14 protein-coding genes are annotated in these 20,731 nt (G+C 60.2%); all 14 read right to left on the bottom strand.

Annotated elements, in window-relative coordinates; genetic code table 11:
* Window positions 1–23: 23 nt before the first annotated feature.
* The gene (locus J2X42_RS12950) at window positions 24–821 is read right to left on the bottom strand and encodes a putative hydro-lyase (RefSeq protein ID WP_310165730.1); all 798 of its coding nucleotides are present in this window, start codon (window positions 819–821) and stop codon (window positions 24–26) included.
* Window positions 818–1,717, bottom strand: a complete 900-nt coding sequence (locus J2X42_RS12945; protein WP_310165728.1) for a carcinine hydrolase/isopenicillin-N N-acyltransferase family protein — start codon at window positions 1,715–1,717, stop codon at window positions 818–820. Before J2X42_RS12945 ends, J2X42_RS12950 begins: the two co-directional genes overlap by 4 nt.
* Before the next feature lie 15 nt (window positions 1,718–1,732).
* A complete protein-coding gene (locus tag J2X42_RS12940; RefSeq protein WP_310165726.1) occupies window positions 1,733–3,415 on the bottom strand; it encodes an ABC transporter ATP-binding protein in 1,683 nt (560 codons plus the stop codon).
* Window positions 3,412–4,305, bottom strand: a complete 894-nt coding sequence (locus tag J2X42_RS12935; protein WP_310165724.1) for an ABC transporter permease — start codon at window positions 4,303–4,305, stop codon at window positions 3,412–3,414. The genes J2X42_RS12940 and J2X42_RS12935 overlap by 4 nt, the downstream gene beginning before the upstream one ends.
* Window positions 4,302–5,306, bottom strand: a complete 1,005-nt coding sequence (locus J2X42_RS12930; protein ID WP_310165721.1) for an ABC transporter permease — start codon at window positions 5,304–5,306, stop codon at window positions 4,302–4,304. Before J2X42_RS12930 ends, J2X42_RS12935 begins: the two co-directional genes overlap by 4 nt.
* A 9-nt stretch (window positions 5,307–5,315) precedes the next feature.
* Complete coding sequence (locus tag J2X42_RS12925) at window positions 5,316–6,947, bottom strand: ABC transporter substrate-binding protein (RefSeq protein WP_310165720.1); 1,632 nt, start codon at window positions 6,945–6,947, stop codon at window positions 5,316–5,318.
* Between the two features lie 2,553 nt (window positions 6,948–9,500).
* Window positions 9,501–9,944 (bottom strand): hypothetical protein, encoded by a 444-nt coding sequence (locus J2X42_RS12920; protein ID WP_310165719.1) that lies wholly within the window; start codon window positions 9,942–9,944, stop codon window positions 9,501–9,503.
* 531 nt (window positions 9,945–10,475) lie between these two features.
* Window positions 10,476–13,415, bottom strand: a complete 2,940-nt coding sequence (locus J2X42_RS12915; protein ID WP_310165717.1) for an FAD-linked oxidase C-terminal domain-containing protein — start codon at window positions 13,413–13,415, stop codon at window positions 10,476–10,478.
* A gap of 125 nt (window positions 13,416–13,540) precedes the next feature.
* Window positions 13,541–14,509, bottom strand: a complete 969-nt coding sequence (locus tag J2X42_RS12910) for a sugar ABC transporter substrate-binding protein (RefSeq protein WP_310165716.1) — start codon at window positions 14,507–14,509, stop codon at window positions 13,541–13,543.
* A 67-nt stretch (window positions 14,510–14,576) separates the two neighbouring features.
* Window positions 14,577–15,575 carry an ABC transporter permease gene (locus J2X42_RS12905; RefSeq protein ID WP_310165715.1) on the bottom strand — a complete coding sequence of 333 codons (999 nt, stop codon included), beginning with the start codon at window positions 15,573–15,575 and terminating at the stop codon, window positions 14,577–14,579.
* Window positions 15,572–16,459, bottom strand: coding sequence for an ATP-binding cassette domain-containing protein (locus J2X42_RS12900; protein ID WP_310165714.1), 888 nt, complete (start codon window positions 16,457–16,459; stop codon window positions 15,572–15,574). The genes J2X42_RS12905 and J2X42_RS12900 overlap by 4 nt, the downstream gene beginning before the upstream one ends.
* 627 nt (window positions 16,460–17,086) lie before the next feature.
* On the bottom strand, window positions 17,087–18,094 hold the full coding sequence (gene iolG, locus J2X42_RS12895) for an inositol 2-dehydrogenase (protein ID WP_310165711.1): 1,008 nt from the start codon (window positions 18,092–18,094) through the stop codon (window positions 17,087–17,089).
* Between the two features lie 39 nt (window positions 18,095–18,133).
* A complete protein-coding gene (locus tag J2X42_RS12890; protein WP_310165709.1) occupies window positions 18,134–19,597 on the bottom strand; it encodes an APC family permease in 1,464 nt (487 codons plus the stop codon).
* Between the two features lie 146 nt (window positions 19,598–19,743).
* On the bottom strand, window positions 19,744–20,727 hold the full coding sequence (locus J2X42_RS12885) for a D-2-hydroxyacid dehydrogenase (RefSeq protein WP_310165706.1): 984 nt from the start codon (window positions 20,725–20,727) through the stop codon (window positions 19,744–19,746).
* Window positions 20,728–20,731: the final 4 nt, after the last annotated feature.

Here is a 20,731-nt window from a genome sequence, read left to right as displayed (position 1 = left end):
ACCTGTCAACGTCAGTGTGCCAATCAGGATGGCGCATGCGTTCGGTAGCTGCTCTCGAGAACGTCGGTGATGAACATGTGCCCGGGAGCGTGGCTGATGGCGAACTCTGGCTTGGAAGCCATGACCGCGCTCTGCGGCGTTACGCCGCAGGCCCAGAAGACCGGAACCTCGCCCGGGCGTATCTCCACAGCATCACCGTAGTCCGGGCGGTTGATGTCCAGAATGCCGATCTTATCCGGAGAACCGACATGGACGGGTGCGCCGTGTACTTGCGGCACCTCACCCGTGATACGGGCTGCCGTCGCAACCAATTCCGGCGGCATCGGGCGCATTGAAACTACCATTGGGCCGTGTATCCGCCCGGCCGGGGTACATTCGATGGTGGTGCGGTACATCGGAACGTTCCGACCCATCTCGACATGGCGCAGGGGGATGCCTTCTTTGACCAACGCGGCCTCGAAGGTGAAGCTGCAACCGATGAGGATCCCGACCAGGTCATCGCGCCAGTCTAAAGTGACGTCATCGGTCTCCCCAGTCAGCTCGCCGTTCTGCCAGACCCGGTAGGCGGGAATGTCGGTGCGGATGTCGGAGCCAGCAGCCAGTGCGCTAGTAACTTCACCCGGCTGGATGACGTCAATAACCGGACAGGCCTGGGCATTGAGTGCACAGAACTCCAAAACTTCTTCGGCGTAGTCAGCGGGGACCGCGATTAAGTTGGCTTGAGTGAAACCGTCGCTCCATCCGGCCGTGGGGGTGACTAGCCCCCTGCGAAATTTTCCACGGGCTTTTGAGGGCGCCATGCGCGCGGGGAAGTTGGTCATGCTGCGAGTACCTTCGTTCCGTAGAGAGTTATTGTGCCATCGTCTGTGGTTAGCAGTCCTGTATGGTCCACCTTCGATACCTGAAACGGCAGGTACTCACCCCAGGAGTCTCGAATAAAACTTTCGTACCCGCGAGACGTGCCTGAGGGCCATCCGTAGCACCACCAAAGGGTGCCCTCAGCAGGGACGATAATCTCACTGGATATTGTTCCGCTGTCCTTGCCGTGAGCATCGACGGTCCGTGCCTCCTGGCTGTTGGCGTCTTCCTGGTCATCGTTTTGGGCAAGGGCCGAATGCAGGGCTTGACGGACATCCTGTACTTCGAGGAGCGGCGTGGACTGCACGACGGCGGCCTGGCCGAGGCGTTCTTTGGAAAAACTCTCTCCTACCCAAGCGTCATCGTCGGGCTCTTGTCCCGCGAACCAGGAATTGGTGCAGGCGATGTTTTGCCCGGGTGCAACTGTTCTCCGGGTCGAGCGTTGACCATTGACGGTGACCACAACAACCCCCTTGCCATCGGCTATCAGATAGTTCCCGTCGTTTAGTGTGGAAGCCCGCTGTTGCAGCAATGAAACGAATTCCTCCGCCGAAGCCGCCTGGCCCAGTGCATCGCGGGTTCCCCGCCGGTCTACCAGCTTCCTGTACCCATTGGATGCCGACTTTGATGCGGGCACGTAGGAATAAGTGAAAGCGACTCCAAGTGCATTCAGGCCCCTGGTCATCACCGAGTTCCAAGGGACCGCCTCAGCGGCCCTGTAGGTGGTCACTTCCGTTCCGATGAATGGATAGGCCCCGTCGGTTGATGCCAAGACCCGGCTGCCAACGAGATATGGATTGTCGCTGTTGCTGCCAAGTACCGGTCCGGCCGTAGATTGTGCGGCAAGGAGGGTGCACATTCGAGTTACCTGCTTTCAGCCCATGCGGCCCGGCAGGGCCGGTACGGTGACGGTCGGAAGTTCCCCGATTCGGCTGGGGTCGGGCATCGCATCGAGAAGGGCCTGCGAGTAGGGATTTCGCGGTTTGCGGTAGAACTCTTCGGCGGGAGTTGCTTCCATCAGCCGTCCCTTGTACATCGTTATTACTGTGTCGGTCATGTCCCTCACCAGTGCGAGGTCGTGGGACACCATGATCAGCGTGAGGTTGTTTTCGTCCACGAGTTCCTGGAACAGAGCCATGATGCGTTGCTGGTTGGTGACGTCCAGGGCGCTGACAGGCTCATCCGCAACGAGGATTTCCGGATTCGGCGCCAGCGCCCGCGCGATGGCGACGCGCTGGCGCTGGCCTCCGGAAAGATGGGTGGTGCGCAGTCCGAGAATGGTCCGGGGGAGGTGCACTCGATCGCACAGCTCGAGGACCGCAGACGGCGAAGCCATCCGGTCTGCGACGCCCAGTGCCTCGAGGAGGAGCTCTTCGGCTGTGTAGCGGGGGTCCAGGCTTCGGCTGGCATCCTGAAATACCAGCTGGACTTTACGTCGGAACTCCCGTTCTGACGCCGGATTAAGCCTCGCCATGTCTTGACCTGCTACGGTGACGCGGCCAGCTGTCGGTTTTTCGAGGCCTACCAGCAGACGCGTCAACGTTGACTTGCCTGATCCGGATTCGCCGACGATAGCGGTGGTGCTGCCGCGCGGGATCTCAAAACTGACGTCACTTAGGGCGTGAACAACTGCTCCTCGGCCGAAAATACCCCGAGTGCCGTACCGCTGGCTGGCGCCTTGAACGGAAATGGCAGCAGGTTCGTTCGTCCGGGCTGCATTGAGGGGAGCGCGCAGAACGTACGGCGACGAGAGGCGTGGCGAGGCATTGAGCAGCTCGATCGAGTAGGGGTGCTGCGGGTTCTCCAGGACCGGTGCAACGTCGCCCGATTCGACGATGAGCCCATGCTCCATGACGCTGACCTCGTCACAGAGTCCCGCCACGACGCCGAGGTTGTGCGTAACGAAGACAATACCGAGACCATCGTTGGCCAGCTGGCGCAGGAGACGGAGTACTCCTGCCTGAACTGTAGGATCCAGGGCGGTTGTAGGCTCGTCAGCGATCAGGAGACTGGGACGGTTGGCAAGTGCGAGGGCGATCATTGCCCGTTGGCGCATGCCACCAGACAACTGGTGCGGAAACCGGTTTGCCACCTTCTCTGGCTCAGGCAGTCGCGCCTGACCGAGCACCTCGAGCACCCTTGCCCGTGCGGATTCCTTGCCAACGCCATGATCCTGCAAGGAATGGACGATCTGCTTGCCTACGGTGAGCATCGGGTGGAAGCCGCTCAGCGGATCCTGCAGCACCATTGATACGACGGAGCCTCGGAGGCGGCGCTGTTCATTCGGGGCGAGATCCAGGATCGGCTGCCCCGCGACAAAGACCTCTCCACCCGTGCGCTCGATGCCCTGCGGCAGCATCCCGAGGCAACTCAGCCCGGTAAGCGTTTTGCCGCTGCCAGACTCACCGACAAGTCCCAGCACTCGACCGGGGGCGACCGAAAGTGAAACTCCTTTGACCAGGTCCCGGGCTCCCTGGGAGGCAGTTAGTCGGAGATCCTCGATTTTCAACACGTGCCTGCCCAGGTCCTCCCCCATTGGAGTGTGGAACTTGGTCATGATGTCCTCTCGGTTTGTCCGGTGGAAAGGGTGACTTCTTCGTTGGCAGCCGAACGTAGCCCAGCACCGGCGAGCCATTCCCTGACGGCCTCGCCGGTCAAGGCAAAGGAGACCACTGACAGGCACAGCACCAGACCGGGCATGAGGCTAATCCACCACTGGCCTGTGGCGACATAGTTGGCTCCCATGGAGATCACGTAGCCCCATTCGGGTGTGGGGGGACGGACACCGGCCCCTAGGAAGCTCAGTGCGGCGGTGAGGAGTACGGAGACACCGAGGCTGACCGAGATATTCGCCACTGCGCTGTCAACTGAATTGGGGAGGGCATGCCGCGTAAGTGTACGGATCGTTCCGAGGCCCAATATACGGCAGGATGCCACGAGGCCTCCCTGCACTACTGAATGCAAGGATGAGCGGATCAGCCGGGCGAAAATCGGGGTGGTCACAAAGACAACTGCAGTAATCACGGCACCGGTTCCTCGACCAAAAATCGCCGTTAGTGCCAACGCAAAGACGGTGACTGGAATCGACTGGAAAACATCGAGGGCAGCATCGACGATCCGGGCGAGTACCCTCCAGATCCGGCCGCCAGCGGCGGAAAAACCACTGATGGAACCGAGCAGGAGTCCGAGGACGAACGAAGCGCCGACGCCAAGCAGGGCGATCGAGAGGTCCGTACGGAAGGCCGCGATGACGACTGAGAAGATGTCGAGACCAGATGCGTCGGTTCCGAAGGGGTGCGTGAAGCTGGGTTCCTGGAGGACATCCACCGTCGGCTTTTCCGGGTCGTAGGGAGCGATCCAGGGGCCGATGACGGCAAGGATGACGGAGGTGAAGCTTCCAATGACGCCTACCTTCCCCGCAAGTGTGGTGGGTATCAGGGTTTTCATGCTTTCCTCAATTGCGGATCGATTGCGGCGTGTAGAAGGTCGTTGGCGAGGTAGACCATGGCTGTAAACAGTCCGGCAATGAGGACGAAGCCCTGCACGCCCACGTAGTCGGAGCGCGTCACAGCTGCCACTGCATACTGCCCTACACCGCCCCAGGAGAAGACGGTTTCGACGAGGACGGCTCCGCCGACGAGAAAGACGGTGGTGGAGGCGAGTGTCGTGACCATAGTTGGCGACGTGAAACGCAGAATGTACCGAACACGTCGCCAAGGAGAGATACCCCAGGAATCGGCGAAGCGGGCGAAATCCGAGCCGTTGACTTTCTCGGTCACTGCGGACATGATCCGGATGACAGGTGCCAGGTAGACAAAGATCAACGTGATGCAGGGCAAAACGAGATGTGCCATTGCGTTTGCGACAGCTGGTGGATCGCCGGCGATGGCAGCGTCGATCAGTCCGACGTTCGTTACCGGAGGTACGGTAATCCTCGCGTCCAGCTGGCCGCTCGGCGATGCGCCGATTCCGAGCTGCACGTAAAGTAGGGAAACCAGGCTGAGGCCAACCCAAAAATCGGGGACGACGCCAGCGAGAAACCCGTATCCGCTGACGACCTTGCGGGCGAGTCCCTGTGGCCGCCAGAGTAGCCACCCGACTAGCACTAGCGCCAGCAGGATGATCATGAGTAGGGAAAAGAACATCAGGAGCAGGGTTGCGGGCGCCCTCTGCACGAGGTCCCGTACGACGGGGCTGTTGGTTTGGATGGAGGTGCCCCAGTCCCCCTGGAGGACACCGGAGACGTAGTGCCAGAACTGGACCCACAGAGGCTGGTCCAGTCCCATCGACTGGCGAATTCGCTCCACCTGCTCGGCTGTTGCCTGACCCCCGGCGAGTGCATAGGCAGGATCGCCGGGTATCAGTCTAGTGAGGAAAAAAACAAGGACGAGCAAGCCAAAGAGCTGGACGGGTAGTAGGAAAAGACGTCGGAGGAGGAAACGGCCCACGACACGGCCCTACTTCACGAGCTTGAGATCAGCGAAGCGGACCCCATTATTCGGATACCACGTGACGTTGGAGACGCGCTTTGAATGCGCGACGTGCCACCCGGGGTTGGCTAGGAGCACCCAGGGCTGGTCCTGCATCCAGATTTGCTGGGCGCGGTCAGCCTTCAGGTTACGGGCTGATGGCTCGGGTTCGACCAGCATCTCTTCGATGAGCGTGTCGTACTCTGCGTTGTTCCAGGACCCGACGTTGAGGTAAGACGTGGACTTCCAGTAGACGCCGAGGGCATAGGCTGGGTCAGCGACGAAGGGCCAGAATGCGGCGAGATACGCTTGACCCCCGCGCTTGTACAGCTTGTCGAAATAGCTCGACGCCGGCAATCCTTCGAGCAGCACGTTGATCCCGATTTGCTTGAGGGCGGACGCAACGATGGGCGCTATCAGGGGATCCTCGTAGTTGTCGTTGGAAAAGGTCAACGTCAAGTTGAATCCGGACACGCCGGCCTCCGCCATGAGGATCTTGGCCTTGTCGAGGTTGGTCTTGTACTCGTTATGCTTTGGGGTGTGGCCCGGGTAGTCCTCCGGAAGGGGGCTGTTCAAGCCGGTTGCCGTGCCTAGATACACGCTGCTCAGGATGTCTGCGTAAGGCAAGGCGTAGGCGATTGCCTGGCGGATCCGGGGATCCTTCAAGTTCGGGTCGAGCGCGTTGAGCGGCATCACTTGGATCTTGTTCGACTTATAGGACGTGACGGTGAGCCCCGCCTTCTTGGCCGACTGCAGCTGGCTAGGGCTAAGGTTCATGGCGATGTCCGCTTCGCCGGACTGCAGCAACGCGAGCCGGTTGGCACTCGTCGGCACAGAGCGCCATACGACCTTGTCGAAGTCAGGCCTTGTCAAGGAATGCGGGTTGGCGGAGAGCGTGACCGTTTGGCCTTCTTGGAAAGCCGAAACGGTGTAAGCGCCGAAGCCGGCGGTGTTCTTTCCGAGCCAACCCTGCGCCCACGGATCGTCGGAGGTGGCGTGCTGCTTCGCGGCAACGGAGTCAAAGAGTCCTGCATAGAGCTTGGCCGCGTCGACTTTAAAGAAGATGCTATTCGGCTTATCGAGGGCGAACCTCACTGTGCGCTCGTCCAGGGCAACCACTTGGTCAGCACTGGTGATTCCCATCGAGTTGGCCATGAACAGGCCAGTTTGCTTGAGGGCGAAGTTGCGTTGAAAAGACCAGACGACATCGGCAGACGTCAACTTGTTGCCCAAATTCGAGACGATGTCGTCCCTGAGAGTAATGGTGATGGTTCGCTGATCAGCCGAGACGTCGATGGTCTTGGCAAATCCATTCTCGAGGCCGCCCATTACTCCACTCGCAAGGATATCGGCGATGGAGGTGCCATTAACCTGCGTCTTGCCGAATGCCACGATGTCACCGCCATAGGTGTTTCCGACTATGTTTTCACCGGCCACGTTCGCACCGGCAGCGCTGTCGGTATCAAAGTTGGCGGGGAAATCGGAGCCGACATATACAAGCGTGGAACTGGAACCGCCGCCCGCCGCAGCCCCGCGCGATGAACAGGACGCGAATAGTGGAGTCGCGCCAGCCAGAACACTCAGTGCAAGGAAGCCGCGCCTCGACAAATTAGTAGCCATTAGATCCATCCTCAGGATTTTGGGAGAGGGGACATGCCCAGACGGAAGCGGAAGCAGCCGTCGTTTTGCCCCATATTTATCTGAACCCGCAGCCGGGAAGCGGCTGTTGTGGTTCTGTCGTTTTCCATGCCAACAGTGACACGCACCACGTGGCTTTTTCAGTCAGCCAGCCAAAGTCTGCACCGTTTGACGCTCTTGGCGATGGAATGCGCACCGAAGCTGCACTTTATGATCCTGTGGGCAGCGAGGAGTGGACGGGAGTGAGTGGCGCCGTGACACTGAGTGGAGGTGAGGTCCCCCCGGGTCCTGCGAGCCTGATGCGTCAAGTCCTCAGTCTCCGTATGACAGAGCAAGCAGACCAGAATTGCCCGGAAGAGAGTCCGGATCCCACACACCATCATTCCTCACCGGCTCTGGGGCTCTGTTGCCTGCGGTCCACCAGGCCTGCGTCCTCAAGCCCTCCGCGCCAGGAACCACCAACCTGCAGGGCATCTAGCGAAGTGGCCATCCAGCCGCCTCATCGGGGCTTTCAGTGCGCGGCTTCGCCAACATCTCAACGTGATGTCATGTCGGCCCGGTCCGCGGCTCCCTAGAGAGATATCAAAGCACACACAACCCGAAGGGCCCGGCATGCCCACTCTTACAACCATTGGCGCACAGGCCCGTCAGCCCGAGTTGCGGCCCTCGACGGCACGTTTGCCACGACACCAGCACACTCTCCTTTGCCCAGGTTCCACGCAGGTCATGTACCCCGGGAGGGCCGGAAGCATGAACTGCCATCAGCAACAAAATCTGCGGAGGAGATCACGATGCGAGCCAGACAGTTGGCCGTCAACCAAGTGTTGACAGTGTCAACACCACCTTTGGCCGGACAAACAGGCGTTGCGCGCACTCGGCATGGTCCGAATGGAGCCCCACTACGCGGGAAATCCAGGACGGCAAATAGACCTTGGTCATGTCGTCAACACAACATCTGGCTATGAATGAGTGATGGCCAACAACGGCCACGACAACCAACCAGAAAAGAGGACGGATAACCCCAGATGCAGCAGGCGGAGGGCCCACCAGTCAAGGGTCCCTGACCCCGTCACCCACACAATTTCATAGGTAACCGCGGCGCCAGGCACAGACCGCGGCCAGAGTCAGAGGAACCCGCGGAGGGTCAATGTCAACACATTAAAAGCAAAACCCCCTCTGACGAGGGGGAATACGTGCCCGAGGTGGGACTCGAACCGCATTCCAGCCCTTGCAAACACTCGGATCCCGCGGAAACATGCGGAATCCGGGCCGGTCCGACCCATATACAACCCAGTCCGCCAGCAAAGGTGTGCACAATGTGCACACCCGAGAATGGTCGTTCTGGGCAGAGCCCACAACGCCAGCCGCGCTCCCTCTCTGAGGGAACGCGGTTTGTCTTTGCGTTGGCAACACGGCGACGATGCCCGAGTTCGCCACGGCCCCACGTCCCGGGTGAGGCCTTCCGCATGGAAGGCAGCACTCAGCGGCTGCCGCAACCGGCCAACGATGAAGACCATCATGTGACGACACCTCCTCACCCATCTCATGAGCTTCTGGGCCCACACCCACATGACTAGGCCAAAACGCTTCTGCCAACATGCTTCGCAGCAAAACCAGTGTCAGCTGTATCGGAGGCGTGCACGCGGCAGGTACAGGATCCTCGGTACGGGCGGCGCCCTCCTGGCTAGATGCACAAAACCAAGACAGCGTGCCGATACACTCGAATCACCGGATCCCAGGCCGCACCAATCCACGGACAATTCACTGACGCGGGCCGGCTCATGCGGGCGTTCATGGACAGCTGCTCCCGGGCCTTCTGTATAGCTCGGGCGCTTCCTGCCTTGGTCACGCTGCCCGGATCTCCCAAGCATCATTCGGCTAGCTGGGATCAACGCATTCATAGATGATTCCGGCAGGAACACGATGGCTGAGCTGGATACTGTAGGAACCTGAGCATAGCCACGTGCTGTCCTAGGGGCTGTACAAGTGTCCCGAGCTTTACTCTCGTCAAAGGAAGATTGGTGTGTGCTGTGTTGCTCCTGTGCACTCCATCCAGACTTCGAACCCCTCAGATTTTTCGAAGAGCTCTCGATGGCGGGCTCCATCGTGCTGGACCCAGAGAATTTCGTCATCCGCGGTGACCGCGTCCACGTGACCGGTTCGAACCACTCTCCCGTTGTGCCTTATCTCTACATCGTGGCCCACTGCTGGCCACCAGTCGTGCTGGAAGTGAAGTCCCATTTCGTAAGTCCTTCCGCGGTTTCGGTAGATTCGCCCTTCTTATGGCAGACGGCATCGAATGGCCGAGCCAGTGCTTTGCAGCCGATGACGCCGTCTACCCGGTACCGTCGCGGCCCAAGGGCTGCACATCTGACTTGCGGAGTTGCGATTGCGGGGTCCCTTCTACCGAGACCGGCGGCGTGAGCCGCAGAGCAGAGAGCCATATTCTTTGCTGTTGTAACCGCTCCAGGTTGCCAGCGGGTTGAGCTTCGGGCAGTGCGTTCTGCCCAGAACCACACAAATGACTGTTGGGAATCAATATCTTTGAACAAAGACGCCGTCCGACCTAAGAAAAGCCTGAGTCTTGGATCTCTCATCCATGATCCAGAGAACTCGGCCGCTTCCCGACACTTCTTCCACTTGGCCCCGGGCGATGATCTGTGCGTTCATCAAGATGTTCACCAGTTCACCGCATCGAAGTTCGCGCCAATCGGAAAGTGCGGCATGCTTTCTGTGCGTTTTGTAAGTTTGTCGAGCCTTCATTTCCCTCACCTTGATTCTGCGAATCATCTGCATCAACTCGCTAGAGCTGAGAGCCCCACTGGCTCGCTTCCAGCATCCGCTGCGGACCGCCGAACCCAACGTGTCAGTTTGATACAGCATTTTGGTGCACAGACTGCCGTCCGGAAGTGACTCCGTCACGAACACGAATAAACACTCGGCGGCCGTGCCGGAGCCCAGCCACACGAAGGCTGCCACGCACGCATCCCCGCAGTCTTGGCGGCTAAGAACCCGGGGACGGCCAGGGATTGGCATCGCGGATATCGCGACCCTCCACGATGTTCTGTCGAAGGCGATGGACGATCTTGCCGGAGCGCTTCGACTGCTGATCAGTCCGCTCTCCCAGATTCGTCTCGTCGTAGTGTGCCGACGCTCGCAGCCATTCAACGTGCCGTCCTTGTGCGAGCTTCCTGTTCATCATCGGGATCAACCCTCAAAAACTAGTTGTGCCTTTTGGTCACTCCCAGAATGCGCGGTGGGAAACAACGCCGATCGTGTCAGTTTGAGACACAACTGCTGATGAGCACGGGCTCATCGTGAGCTGATGCTCGTGACAAACATAAAGAACCCTGCCGCTGCGATTAAAAAAGCTGCTGCACCCGGTGGTACAAATGGGATGCCCCACATGTTGGCCATGTTTCGCGGTTGACGGGCGGGCTTGCCCACATGTGGGCCAACCAAGCCCAACCCGGCCGCCACCAAAATGAGGAAAATTCCGAAGTATTCCACCTACAGTTCCCCGCTGGCATTGTCAGGGTCCATCGCCACGGCGAGGTGCTTGCTCGAGCGCCGGGGGTCTATCTGCGAGACCTGCATGGCGCAACTGAAGCCGTCGGTGAGAACAAGGGCGTCTGCGTCGCCCTTCGAAAGGGCCGGTATGACGGAGTGCTCGGCAACTTTCATGGACATATCGAAGTGCTCGGCCTCAAAGCCGAAGTTACCGGCCACGCCACAGCAGGAGGACGATTCCACGAGGTGTCGAACTCCCCAGGCTTCCAGGACGCGTTTCTGGGCACCTGAACCGAACACTGCATGCTCATGGCAGTGGGTTTGCAGCACGGCTGTTACTGGCGGCATCGCCGTCGGCTTCCACCCCCGCTTGATGGCTTCATCCACAGCTACGGAGAATGACCGCACCCTTGCCGCGACCCTGGCAGCAGCCGCGCCGCCCACCAGTTTTGGACCTTCGTCGCGGATGGTCGCCGCGCAGCTGGGTTCGATGACGACGATATCCCGGTCCGTGCCGTCGTCGAGCTTCCTGATCAACCGGGCCAGTCGCCGCCTGGCCCCATCACGTTGCCCGGTGGAGATCCAAGTGAGGCCGCAGCAAACGTCCGGAGTGCACCCCACGGAGCTCCCGGAGTCGCGGAGCACCCGGGCTGCAGCCGGAACCACCTCGGGCCTGAATGCGCGTGTGAAGCTGTCGATGAACAAAAGGACGTCGGCGTTGTCCGCAAATTCGGCTTCCCGCACCCGTTTTCGGATCCTTCCGTTCGCCGCGAAGGCCGGGAGTCGTCGTCGGGCGCTGATGCCCAACCATTCCCCCACAAGCCGGAAGGGGCCGAAAGCTGTCCCCACATTAGCCAAGGGCGCCATGCGCGTCAGCAGCGGGAGCCACCGGGGCAACCAGCCAATGGAATAGTGCGTGAAGGGCCGGATGCGCCCGCGATAATGCTCGTCAATCAGTTCCGACTTGGCCTCAGCGATGTCCACGCCTGTGGGACAGTCAGTGGAACAGGCCTTGCAGGACAGGCAGAGGTCCAGTGCCTCCCGGACTTCCGCGCTCGACCAGCCGTCCTTGCTGCTGCCTTGGGTCCGGGTCAGTTCCTGCAACACCCGGGCCCGGCCGCGGGTCGAATCCTTTTCATCCTTCGTTGCCCGGTAACTTGGGCACATGAAGCCGCCGGTGGTGGACCGGCACCGTCCCACACCAATGCAGGCGTGGGTGTTCCCGACGAACGGACTCGCCACCGGGAGCAGGGCACGGTCTCCGGAGGAAGATACGACGGCGGCCGTCGGGGCTGCGGTCAGCTCATCGTGGGTGGGGCCGGGTTTTGCTACGCCTTCCAAAGCAAGCGAGGCAGAGAAAGGTGCCGGGTCGACGATGATCCCGGGGTTGAGGATTCCTGCCGGATCCCAGAGGTGTTTGAAGGCCTTGAAGATGCCAACCATCTCTTGGGAGTACATCACCTCCAGCAATTCGCTCCGCGCCCGACCGTCACCGTGTTCTCCTGACAGCGAACCGCCATGGGCCACCACCAGCTTGGCCGCCTCACGGGTGAAGTCGCTGAATACGCGTATCCCGGACTCAGTGCGCAGATCGTAATCCAACCGCATATGGACGCACCCTGCACCAAAGTGGCCATACATAAAAGCCGTATAGCCGTACCCGTTCACCAGTGGGAGCAAATCCGCCAAGTAGTCGGCAAGCCGCTCCGGGGCAACCGCTGAATCTTCCCACCCGGGCCACGTTTGCACTCCATCGATCCGACGTGATGAGAGCCCGGCGCCGTCTTCGCGCACCCGCCACAGCTTGGCCCGTTCCAGGGGCTCAGTGACGATCAAGTGGTCAACAACGCGGCCGTCGACGAGAAGCTTGCCAACCAGGTCTCCGCAGGAAGCGGCCACCTGCTGAAGGGTGTCATCCGAAAACTCGACCATGAGGAAAGCCTTGCCCTCCGGCAACGACTCCACGCTGGCCGCTCCGCGGCGGTGCCGCATGATGTCCACGATCGATGCGTCCAGGCCCTCGATGGCGCTCGGCTTTGCGGACAGGATGGTCATCACATCGCGTGCAGAATCGATGGTGTCCTTATAGCCAAGGCACAGCAGCGCTACGGTTCGGGGCTTCTGCACCAGGCCCAACTTCGCCCGTACAACAACGGCGCACGTACCTTCGCTGCCGGCCAGCGCACGTGCCACATCAAAGCCGTGCTCCGGCAACAGATGGCCAACGTGGTACCCGGAGACCTGCCGGGGAATGGTCTGCAGCTCCACACGAAGGGACGCCAGATTTGCCGCCGCCAGCGCTTTCAGACCCTCCAGAAGCTCCTGGGCCCGGGCAACGGAATGGGAATCGGTTTCGTCAACGGCGCGCAGGAAATCCCGCCCCGCCCTGAGGTACGCACCGTCAGCCGTGACCAGCTCCACTTCCCGGTAGTGATCGCTCATCCGGCCATAGGCCACCGAGTGATTTCCGCAGGCGTCATTCCCGATGGACCCGCCGATTGTGGCACGTGTTAGCGACGAAGGGTCCGGTGCAAACGTCAACGTCCCTGTGGTGGCTTTCTCAACGTGCACGCGCAGCTCGCCGAGGACAACCCCGGCGTCAGCCCAGACCGTCGCCTGGTCGGCGTCGAGGGTTCCAACCGTCTTCATCCGGCGGGAAAGGTCCAACACCAAACCGTCGCCTATAGCGTTCCCCGCCATCGAGGTACCCCCGCCGCGTGCGGTGGACGGCACCCCCATGGCCGAACATGCCCGCAAAACTGTCCGCACGTCGTGGACGTCTTTCGGGAAGGCGACGGCGGCAGGCCGTACCCGATAGTTGGATGCATCATAGGAGTACTCAGAGCGCCTTCGCCGGGAGTCGTCCACCTCGATGCCGTGATCCTTCAACCGGGAGAGCAACTGCCTCAGATTCGTGTCACCGTCGTCGCCATGGGGCATGGTCGCATTCTCCATTCGTAGTGGTCCGCAGGAAGTGTAGGCAGGCACGGAGCACGCTGGGGTGTGCCAAAACAGAACGGGCACAGCGGATGGATCCGCTGTGCCCGTTGGAATGATGGAACTGTCTACTTCAAGAACTCGGAAAGGTTGTCCTTGGTAATGAGTGTGAACGGCAGCGTGTAGCGGTTCTCCACGCTTCCGCCCTTGAGGAAGTCGGTTACAACCTCAACGGCCTTGGCGCCCTGCCCGGCAGAGTCCTGACGGACCGTTGCCGACATTGTGCCGGCCTTGATGTCCTGAAGTGCCGGTTCCGTACCGTCTACGCCGACCACGGCCTTGAACTCGGCTGTCCGGCCCGCGTCAGCAATGGCGGAGGCTGCGCCAATGGCCATCTCGTCGTTGTTGGCCACCACGGCGTCGATCTGGCCGGCGCCAAAGCGCTGGAGGGTGTCCTCCATATTGCGCTTGGCATCGTCACGGCTGCCCTTCGCCTGGAATTCCGCCACGACCTTGAAGTTCTTTTTGATCTTGCTGTCGAAGCCGTTCTTCCGGCGATCCGTCCAGGAGGCTCCGTAGATGCCAGCGGCGAACACGATGTTGCCGCCTTCCGGAAGTGTCTTGTTCAGGTATTCGGCCTGCATTTCGCCTGCCACGGTATCGTCCACGCCGATGTAGCTCTTGTATCCAACGTCCGCCCCCTCGGCGAACTCGGTGGAGAGGATGAACAGCGGGATGTTGGCGGCGATGACCCGTTTGGCCGCGTTTTGGCTGGCGTCGCCGTCCAACGGCTGCATGATGATGGCGTCAACCTGGCGGGTGAGGAGGTCCTCGACCTGGTTGAGTTCACTTCCGACGTCCTTCTTGGAGTCGGTGATGTTGAGTTGGACGCCCTTTTCATCAGCCGTCTTCTTCATGGCGTCCGTCATGTGGGCCAGGTCCGGGTCCTGCAGGTCAAGCACCACAACGCCGATGTTGTAGGTCTTCTCTGTCCCGCCGCTGCTGCTTGCATTGGTGCTACCGGCACACCCTGTCAGGGTGAGGGCTCCCGCAGCCATCATGGCGACCGCCGCGGCGATCTTACGTGGCATGCTCATGGTTGTTCCTTTCGGTGGTTTTGTTTGTGCTCAAGGAGATTTTTTTGTTGCGTGGTGGGGGTGCCGGTCAGTCCGACTTCCACCGATTCAGCAGGACGGCGAGCACCAAAATGACGCCCTGTACGCCTTGCTGGAAATAAGAGGACACGCCCAGCAGGTTCATGCCATTCATCACCACACCTAGCAGGAGGACCCCCACTACGGTTCCGCGGATGGTGCCGACGCCACCAAAGAGGCTCGTCCCGCCAATCACGACCGCGGCGATCACCTGAAGCTCGTAACCGGTACCGGCGACAGGGGCCGCACCATCCAGACGTGCAGTCAGGACAAGGCCACCCAGTGCGGCGGTGACACCGCCGATGAGGTACACGGTGAAAAGTACCCGGCTTGTGGAGATTCCCACCTTTTTGGCCGATTCCTCGTTTCCACCAACGGCGTAGACGTGCGAACCGAACTTGGTGCGGCTCAAAACGAAGTCACAGATCAGCGCGGCCAGCAAGAAGATGATCACGGGGACAGGAATGGGACCGACGAAGCCTGACCCCAGCCATTCGGCCGGCCCGCTCAGGCCGGAAACCACTTGCCCGTTCGTGATGACCAGGGCGGCCGTGCGGGCTATGGCCATAGTGGCCAGTGTTGCCAGGAAGGGCAGGATGGCTCCCCACACCACCATCGCCGCGCTGAGGAAACCCACCAGCAGGCCTACGCCCAGGCCCGCTATCAGCGGCAACCAGAACGCGCCACCGCTGGCTGGGGCAAGCAGGGCGAACGTCATCCCGGCGAGGCCCACGATGGAGCCGACCGAGAGGTCGATGCCGGCTGTGATCATGATGAACGTCATGCCCAAGGCGATAAGTCCGATGATGGACGACTGCCTGACAACGTTGACCAGGTTGTTCAGCGTGAGGAAGTTGGGAGCAGCAAAAGCCAGAAAGGCGACAATCAGCACGAAGAACACGAGTATGCCATAGTCCCCTATGAAGCGCTTCACCTTGGTGGCGGCGGACCCGCCTTTGAGGTCCGCAGGCCCCAGCTTTGCCTTGAGGTTATCCATTGTGAGGGTCACGAGTCGCTCCCGTTGATCGTCGTTCCACGTGCTGCCATTGCGTTGACAACGGGCAAGGATGAGGTGCTGCCGATCTTGCGTCGCTCTTCAGGGATACCGTTCCCGTCGTCGACATAGTCGTCCAAGGTGCCGTGGGAAATCAGGTGCGCCACTTGTGACTCGGTGACGTCTCCCACACGGAAACGTCCCACCACTCGTCCCTGGCGCATGACGGCGAATCGGTCGGCCACGGCAAAAGCCTCGTCCAGCCGGTGCGTGATGATGATGACGGCAATTCCCAGGTCCTTAAGACGCTGGGTCACCTCGATGAGCTTGTCCACTTTCGCGACGGAAAGGTTGGCGGTCGGCTCATCCATGATGATCAGCCGGGCATCAAAGGCCAGTGCTCGCCCAATCGCGACCGCCTGCCGCTGGCCACCGGAGAGCCGCTTGACCTTGAGCCGGGGGTTAATGGGGATGTCCAGGCGTTCAAGCACCCGTTTGGTCTCAATTTCCATTCTCTTGCGGTCGATGATGCGCAGGAATGGGCCGAGGATATTCTTTTGCGGTTCCCGCCCAAGGAAAATGTTGGTACGAACATCCAGGTTGTCTGCCAGGGCAAAGTCCTGGTAAACCATCTCCACCCCTTGGTCGCGGGAGGCGGACGGCGTGGGAAACTCCGTCCTTTTTCCATCCAGCTCGATGGAACCCTGATCGGGTTGGTAAACGCCGGTGAGTACCTTCATGAGCGTCGACTTGCCGGCGGCGTTGTCGCCAAGTAGCGCGAAGGTTTCGCCGGGCTGGACATCGATGCTGACGCCGCGTAATGCGGAGACCGCCCCGAATGTCTTATGTATGTCCTTAAGGGCGACCAGTGGAGGTGTCGCCGGTGGTGCATCGGTCATTTCATCCTCGATTGATAGGGCAAATGCAAACGAACCCGTGAATCACATTCAGCAAGGGTCAATCAAACTCTGATGTCTGATTTGTGCAGAACTGGGCTTTCTAAAGACGCCAAGTCCGCGTGACGCTCACCACACTTTTTCACTTACTTGAACTTTGACGGATTCGGCATTGCGGCATGTGTGCCACTTTGGAACACGACGAATGAATCGATTCAATTAGGTTTTACGATTTGTCCGGCTTAGAACTGCTTGCAAAAGTTTGGACTTATCTACAAACAATCAGGCTGTAACCGTCGGCTCTGTGGAATAGCCGAAGCTCACCCACCCGGACAACCCACACGATGTCCCCGTCGGGAGTCTTGTCGTCTACGTATCCCTCGTGCGGTGGCCAGCCCGGTTTTTGCAGGCGGACTGCATCCCCGCTTTCGGCTATCTCCCAAAAGGCCGCTGCTGGCGTCCAATCTGCCTGCATCTCTTCCTTTGCCCCATCAACTACCCCCATGCCGGCCTACTGCGCCTCTCGTCTTAGTTGGTTCTTCGCGATGCCTGAAAGAAAAAGGCCTGCTCTGGGCCGCAGATGTTGTTGCGAAACATCCGCGGCCCAGAGCAGGCGGCTTCATTGGCCGGTCACGTGAGGTCCACTGCTACCACAGCACCGGTCCGGGCAGATTGTTCAGCAGCGTCGGCAAGGATCAGCGCTGCGCGGCCGTCCTCAAATCCTGGGCTCCTCGAGGGCAGCCCGCGGACCGCGCGGAGAAATTCGGCTACCTCCAGGCGGTACGCCTCCGCATAGCGTTCCAGGAAGAAGTTTTGGTAGGGACCGGCCGATTCGACGGACCTGGACCCCCAGTGGCGCACCAGGCTGTCGTTCTTGTTGCCTACCTGGAGCAATCCGGCTGAACCGAACGCCTCGATGCGCTGGTCGTAGCCATACGCCGAGTGACGCGAGTTCAGGATCGTAATGAGTTCATTCTTGGAACCCCGCAAGGTGACTACCGCTGAGTCGAAGTCGCCCGCCTCGCGTATGCCCTCACTGAAGACGCCCGCGCCCCGTGCCGACACCTCAACAATGTCGGGAATGAAGTACCGCGCCATATCAAGGTCGTGGATGGTCATATCCCGGAAGATTCCGCCGGATTGTTGGAGGTAGGCTGCCGGGGGCTCCCCTGGGTCCCGGCTGGTGATGAGCAGCTGCTCCAAAACTCCGATTTCGTCGGCGGCCACACGGCGTTTCAGCTCCACGAAGTGCCGGTCAAAGCGCTTGTTGAATCCAAGTGCTACCGGAACGTCTGATGCTGCGGCCTTATCCCGGAAGGCATTCACCCGGGATATTTCCAGGTCGATGGGCTTTTCACAAAGCACGGGCACGTTGGCGTCGATCGCCTTCTCCACGAGGTCCAAATGAGTCGCCGTGGGAGAGGCAACGATAACAGCATCGATCTCGCCGGATTCGAACACTTCATCAGGATCGTCGGTCACCCGACCGCCGAATTCGGCAGCTGTTTGTTTTGCGCCTTCGATGAATGGATCACATACCCAGGACAGCGTTGCCTCGTCCAGGGTAGCCACGCTTATGGCATGTACTTGGCCTATACGTCCGGTTCCGAACAGGCCAATTCTGATCTGTTGCGTCATTGCAGATCTCCGATGCATTTGTATGCGGAAAAGGGAATGTTAGTCCAGATTTTGCCGGCCCAGGCGCGCATAAATGTCCGGGCGTTTGGACCGCAGCAGGAATGCATAAGCAATCCCGCCGAAGAACAAAGCAAAAGTGAAGGTCATGAAGATGGCTGTCATCAACGCGGAACCGCCGATGAGTTCGGGATAGTTAGTGATTGCCAAATATGAGATCAGGCCCAGGAAGACCACGCTGACTATGGGAGCGACGATGGTCTTCCAGACGGACTCCGGAGCGAAACTGCGGCGTCGGACAAAATACACGAGAACTGCAAAGCTGGTGATGAACATCAGGAGGAGTACCGCAAATGTTCCACTGCCACTGGCAATGGGGTATAGGAGCTCGGGAGCAACTCCCACCACGGTGAAGACCATTGTGGCCACGGCCCACACGAGGCCGACTGCCAGCGCGGAAACATAGGGCGACTTGTGGCGGGGGTGGACCCTGCCGAGCATGGAGGGCAGCGCCCCGTCAGCTGCCAGCGAGAAGCTGTACCGCGCGGCGATGTTCTGGATCGAGAGCATTGACGCCAGGATCGAGGTGATGAGAAGGACAACGGCGATGTCCGCAAAGATCTTGCCAACCAGGATCGTGGCACCATCATTGAAGAGGTTCACCGTATTGGCCGCAGCTTCACCCTGAACCTTGTCTGCCCCGATGAACGCGGTGTACGCCCAGGCCGCCACTGCGTAGAACAACCCGATTCCCACTACCGCGATGTAGGTGGCCCGGGGAATAGTGCGGTCCGGATTCTTGACTTCATCCCGGTAGATAACCGTCGCCTCGAACCCGAAGAAGTTTCCGACGGCGAACAGCAGTGCCAGCCCCAACCCGGCATCCGTGATCCACGGCATCGAGAATCCGATCCCCTGGACAACTACACCGGACCCTGTGGCGAAAGCCGCGAAGTCGAAGACGACGACAACTGCCGATTCCAGCAGCATGACGACCGTCAGGACCTTCGCCGAGAGATCAATGCGGTTATAGGCAAGGAGTGTGGTGATGGCGATAATGCCTAGCCCGTACCAGTACCACGGGATGTCGGGGCCGTTCAACGTGTTCACCACGAAGCTTTGGAGAGTCAACGCGAAAAGGGAGGGCGCAAAGAACCCAATGAAGACGTACCCGAAGAGGGCCAGCAGCGCCCCTCCGAGGCCTGCGGGTTTACCCAGGCCGGCAGTGACAAACGAGTAGAACCCGCCCGGCGCTTCAACGCTGCGGCTCATCTTCACGAAGCCAACGGAGAAAATCAGCAGCATCAGGGTCACCAGAAGGTAAATACCCGGCGCCGTGTGACCGCTGAAAAGGAGCATCACAGGCAAGGTGCCTGCAACTGTTGTCAGCGGGGAGGAGAAGGCGAGCACGTTCATCACCAGCTCACCCACTCCCATATTGCCGCTGAGCTTGTGTTCCTGGGTTTGGGTCGGCGTTTTCGTCGTAACTCTTATTGTGCTTGACATGTAATCCTCGTCACGAAATTTTTGAGTGCTGAATCACACTATCGACGGGGATCGTGGGAGCACTGTACCAGCTTGGGACACAGGATCCCATGGGGCATTCCGGCCTGTTTTCCGGTTCCCGGAATACCCCACGGGGGTGGCTTGGATCAGGGCGTTTCAGCCGACAGGGCAGGAGCAGCCAGACCAAGCTTCTTCAGGTCCACCACATCCTTTAGCGGCTCGTGCGCTTTCCACAACCTGAGATTCCGGGCGAAGCAGTCCACTACTCTCCCCCGCCAGCCGATGAGGTCACCAGAGGCATGCGGCGAGACCAGGATATTCCGACGGCTCCACAGCGGATTCCCGGCATCCAGCGGCTCATGTTCGAACACGTCCAACGCCGCCCCGGCCAGGTGTCCCTCGTCAAGGGCATCGAGCAGATCCTGCTCCACCACCACCGCTCCGCGGCCGACATTGACCAGGCGGGCCCCGGACCGCATCTTGCCGAACCGCAACGAGTTGAACAGGCCACGGGTTTCTTCTGTGAGTGGCAGTGTCAGCACCACGTCATCGGCTTGGCCGAGGAGCCGGTCAAGCTCATCAAAGCCGGAGATGGAACCCAGCTGCGCATCATTCCTGGCAGACCGGCCCACAACAGTAACGTCCATTCCTGCAGCGCGCAGGAGGAGGACTGTTTCGCGGCCAACCGGACCCGGCCCCACCACCAGGACTTTCCGTCCCAGCAGCGGCTCGGTTTCGCGGTGCTGCCAGGTGCGCGCCTGCTGCAGCTCTATGGTGCGGCGCAGGTCTTTGGTGAACATCAGCAGGACGCCCAGGACCCACTCGGCGATCGGCCGCTCGCATACGCCGCGGGAGTTGCTCACAACAATGTCGCTGTTGATGATTTCGTCCGTCATCAGGCTGTCAACACCGATGCTTGAGGTATGTATCCAGCGTAGTTCCCCCGGCCCCACCTCACGCAGGAGTTTGGTCCTGAAGTCGTTGAGGAACAGGATCTCCGCACCGGGCTGCGCAGCCCGGAATTCGTCTGCGGTGCGGACCACAACAACGTCTGCTTCGGCTTCCAGCCGTTCCAGCGGAGGAAGCGGGCGGCCCTCCTGAACAATCGCTATCACTTTTGGTTGTGACACACCT

It is taken from the genome of Arthrobacter sp. BE255, assembly GCF_031457335.1.
Taxonomy (GTDB): Bacteria; Actinomycetota; Actinomycetes; order Actinomycetales; family Micrococcaceae; genus Arthrobacter.
Note: the sequence above shows the minus strand (reverse complement) of the source record. Positions and strands in the feature narration are given on the sequence as shown.